The organism is Anaerolineae bacterium, assembly GCA_016931895.1.
Lineage (GTDB): Bacteria > Chloroflexota > Anaerolineae > 4572-78 > J111 > JAFGNV01.
The window spans coordinates 1-3,537 of record JAFGDY010000218.1 but is presented as its reverse complement, the minus strand read 5'-3'; the positions used below and the strand labels follow the sequence as shown (position 1 = coordinate 3,537).

Genomic DNA, 3,537 nt, shown 5'->3' with positions numbered 1-3,537 from the left:
GAAAATAGCCTGGACCCGATAAATTTTAACGGCCAATTTTTATTTCGTGCTCAAAAAAGTGTCAACTAAATTGTGAACCATCCCTAACTTTTTATCTTTTCTCCTATGTCACGGCGAGCCAGAGGCAAAGCAGTCTCCCACTTCGATGGCGGAGACTGCTTCGGGCTACAGACGTTTCGTTTCCTGCGCCTCGCAATGATATATCAAGAAGGCGAATAGTTATAAGGATACAAAAGGAGCTTGACTTATGTCCGTAAAAAACTTGACCGACGTTCCCCTTGAACCCGTCAGCGCCGGAGAAGGCGTGACCTTCCAGGTACTCATTAGCCCAGACGAGGGGCCCAATTTTGCCATGCGCCGCTTTATCATGGCACCGGGTGGGGGGATGCCCAATCATACCAACGCCGTTGAGCACGAACAGTTTGTGCTGCGCGGACAGGCCCGTATCGGCATTGGCGCTGAGGTTTTTGAAGTAAAGGCCACCGATATTGTCTTTATCCCCGCCGGCGTACCTCACTGGTATCAGAATATCGGCGCTGAACCCTTTGAGTTTCTATGCCTGGTGCCCAATAAACCCGACACGGTGAAGATTTTAGAATAGGTTAAGGTGATCTAATCGTTTGTGATTATCAAATTGAGTAATAAGCTCTTAGGGGAACTTTGTGCCCTTTACCGACTTTGATTGTCAAAATTGATAGGGGGAGTTCCAAACGATGACCCCTGATCTACAAAACTCCATCGTCCACATCATTGACGCTGATGACAACACCGTGAGCGCCGACTTTGTCCTCACCGACCTTGGCGGTTCTGATGACGTGGGCAGTGACGGGTTTGATCCTGCTGGATGAGCGGCCAACGCAGACACACGTGGCGCAAATGCTGCCAGAATGGTCATATCCGGTTGGTCGTGACCAGAAACCGTCACGGTAACTACGACTCCACCTCATTTGAGGCCCACCGCATAAGTCCTGTTACTGAACAGATGTGGTAAAATGATGGCCCATCATGCCAAGGGAGCAGACACCTTATGTGTACTATTTGGAGAGTCCCGATCAGTTCAACCTCTTCTCTGCATCCTTATGGATGAGGTTTTTGCACCCTACGGGTGGTAAAAGAGAAGGAACTGCCCCCATCCTGTCAGAAGAGACCCGCTCCGGCGGCCAACAGCGCTAGCCCGGCAATCAACAAAGAAAGCAAGATAACGGTGTTTGATATTTTCATCGAAATGCCTCCGTTTCCTTTTGGTTTCAACCTCTCAAGGCCGACCACATCCGGCGGGCGGAAAGGGATTCCCCGCTCAGCAAAATTTGCACCCGGAACAGGCGGGCCATCAACCAGATTGTGCCAACCCCGGTTAGGGCCAGCAACATCAGACTCAAGGCAATTTGCCAGGCGGGGACAACAGCGCCGGTAATGCGCAACAACATGGCCACCGGCGCGGACAAGGGAAACAGGCTCAAGCCAACGGCCAGCGGCCCATTGGGGTTGCCGGCAATGGCCGCGCCCAGGTAAATGGGGATCATCATCGGCAGGCTGATGACAAACAGCCAGGTGCGGCCATCCTCAACATCACGGGCCAGCGCGCCGATGCCGGCCATCAAGGCCGCGTAGAGTAGAAAACCACCCAGGGCAAAGGGTACCACCAGTAACAGTTGGTAAGCCGGAAGACGGATACCGGTCAACATTTGGCCTACATCCTGCCCGGTAGCCAGTAATCCCGCCCCGCCCAGGATAATCCAGAGGGCGTACTGAAGTAGCGTTAACGCGCCCAGTCCCAGTAATTTTCCGGCCAACAATTGGGTCGGGCGCAGCGAGACCAGCAGAATCTCCATCACCCGGTTCGATTTTTCCTGGGCCAAACTCTGGAAAAGGTAGCCGGCTCCGGAAACCAAAGGGATGATGATAGCAATGGTCACCACAAACGGTACCATTTGCATGCCACCCCCTTCTGTTTGGGCTTGCGTGGCCACGTTGACAAAATCCGGCCCGGCAGCATTGAAGGGTCGGCGCAAACGGTCAAGCATTTTTGAATCGGCATCCGGCAGCAAGTTGGCTTGCAACAGGCGGTTGAACCAGCGCACGTCGGGCGGGTTGATGGTGAGCCGCCGGCTGATGCGTTGCACCTGGCCGGTTTCCCGGTAGTTGGGCAAAATAAGGTAATACGCGCCGATGTTACCGCGCGCCAGGGCCATTTCTGCCGTTTGCGGGTCGGGAAAAGGTTTAAACAAGTCGGCGGGAATGGAATCAGGAATACGTTGGATTAAGCCGGCCTGATCCACGTAGCCCGTCATCTGCTCCGGCAGATCCGTTTCAGCCGCATCGGCCGGAGGCGTAGGGCCTAACCCACCGGCAGCAACCCAGATGATCATAAAAACCAGCGGCACGCCTATACTGCCCAACCAGAATCCTCGCGCACGCACCCGGTGGCGAAATTCACGAATGGCAATGAGCCATATTTTTGGCATCACTTTTTTCTCCTTTACCTCTGGCGCAAGGCCCGCCAGATTTGCCGGGGTCGCAACGATTGCCCGTGGGCCAACATGGCGGCGCGAAAAATGCGAACCACAAACCAGACACTACCGGCCACGCTGGCGATTAAGATGACCAGGCTGACGATAAGTTGCCACGTTGGCACCGGCGACAACGCCATACGGAAGAGGGCGATCATCGGCGCGGTCAGGGGAAACCAGGTCAGGCCCAGGGCTAACGGGCCATCCATAGCATTGATTAATAAGCCGATGAAATACAAGGGCATCAGGCCTAAAAAACCCAACAGGCCGGACAATTGGCGCGCCTGTTGGCGGTCTCCGGCAATAATGCCCAGGCCGGCGGCCAGCACGGCGTACAAAAAGTAACCCGGCACACCCAATAACAAAGCCCAACTCACCGCGCGCCAGGGAATGTTCAACGGCACGCCGCCGCCGGCGGCAGCCAGGGCCAGCCCCACGGCAATGCCGGCGCCCGTGGCCCAGATGGCCGCTTGCGTAACTGTGAGCAGGGTTATGCCCAATATTTTGCCCATCACCAGCTCCCGGGGCGCCAGCGAGGTAATGACTATTTCCATCGCCCGTTGATCTTTTTCTTCCACAATGGCCGCCCCCATCTGGCCGCTGCCGGTGAGCACCAGCAGACCAAAGGCCATTGCCAGAACCAGGGGCGTGACGATTTGCACCAATACGCCAGGCCCCTCAACCACTTCGCCCGTGGCGCGGGCCACATAGATCAGTTCAGCCGGATCAGAAAACCGCTCTGCCACCCAGCCGGGCTGATCTGCCAGCAGCGCCTGGCGGATAAACCCGGCCAACCTCTCTTGCATTATCATGCCCGGCGCTTCTTGACTATAAAAACGGGGCGTTTCTCCTTGAAAGTAACCCTCTGGAATAACCAGATAACCGTCAATGTGATCTTGTTCCAGGGCGGCCTGCGCAGCATCGGCATTGGGGTAGGCATCTATAGCGATTTCGCTGCCGTCCGGTGTTTCAAATGAGGCAATCGCCAGTTGGCCGGTTTGGTCTACGTAACCCAGCCGGGCGTCAT

General features: G+C 55.6%; 3 protein-coding genes. 1 reads left to right on the top strand and 2 read right to left on the bottom strand.

Annotated elements, in window-relative coordinates:
- Positions 1 to 247: 247 nt before the first annotated feature.
- Complete coding sequence (locus JW953_16235) at positions 248 to 601, top strand: cupin domain-containing protein (GenBank protein ID MBN1994247.1); 354 nt, start codon at positions 248 to 250, stop codon at positions 599 to 601.
- A gap of 646 nt (positions 602 to 1,247) precedes the next feature.
- On the opposite strand, the gene JW953_16230 is transcribed toward JW953_16235, so the two are convergent.
- Entirely contained in the window at positions 1,248 to 2,465 is a 1,218-nt protein-coding gene (locus JW953_16230; GenBank protein MBN1994246.1) for an ABC transporter permease, read from the bottom strand.
- 14 nt (positions 2,466 to 2,479) lie between these two features.
- The coding region (locus tag JW953_16225; protein MBN1994245.1) for an ABC transporter permease at positions 2,480 to 3,537 on the bottom strand (1,058 nt) is incomplete at its 5' end.

Bases quoted from the DNA above. Each gene is read 5' to 3' on its own strand.
- JW953_16235 (MBN1994247.1), top strand. From the start codon at position 248: ATGTCCGTAAAAAACTTGACCGACGTTCCCCTTGAACCCGTCAGCGCC.
- JW953_16230 (MBN1994246.1), bottom strand. From the start codon at position 2,465: ATGCCAAAAATATGGCTCATTGCCATTCGTGAATTTCGCCACCGGGTG.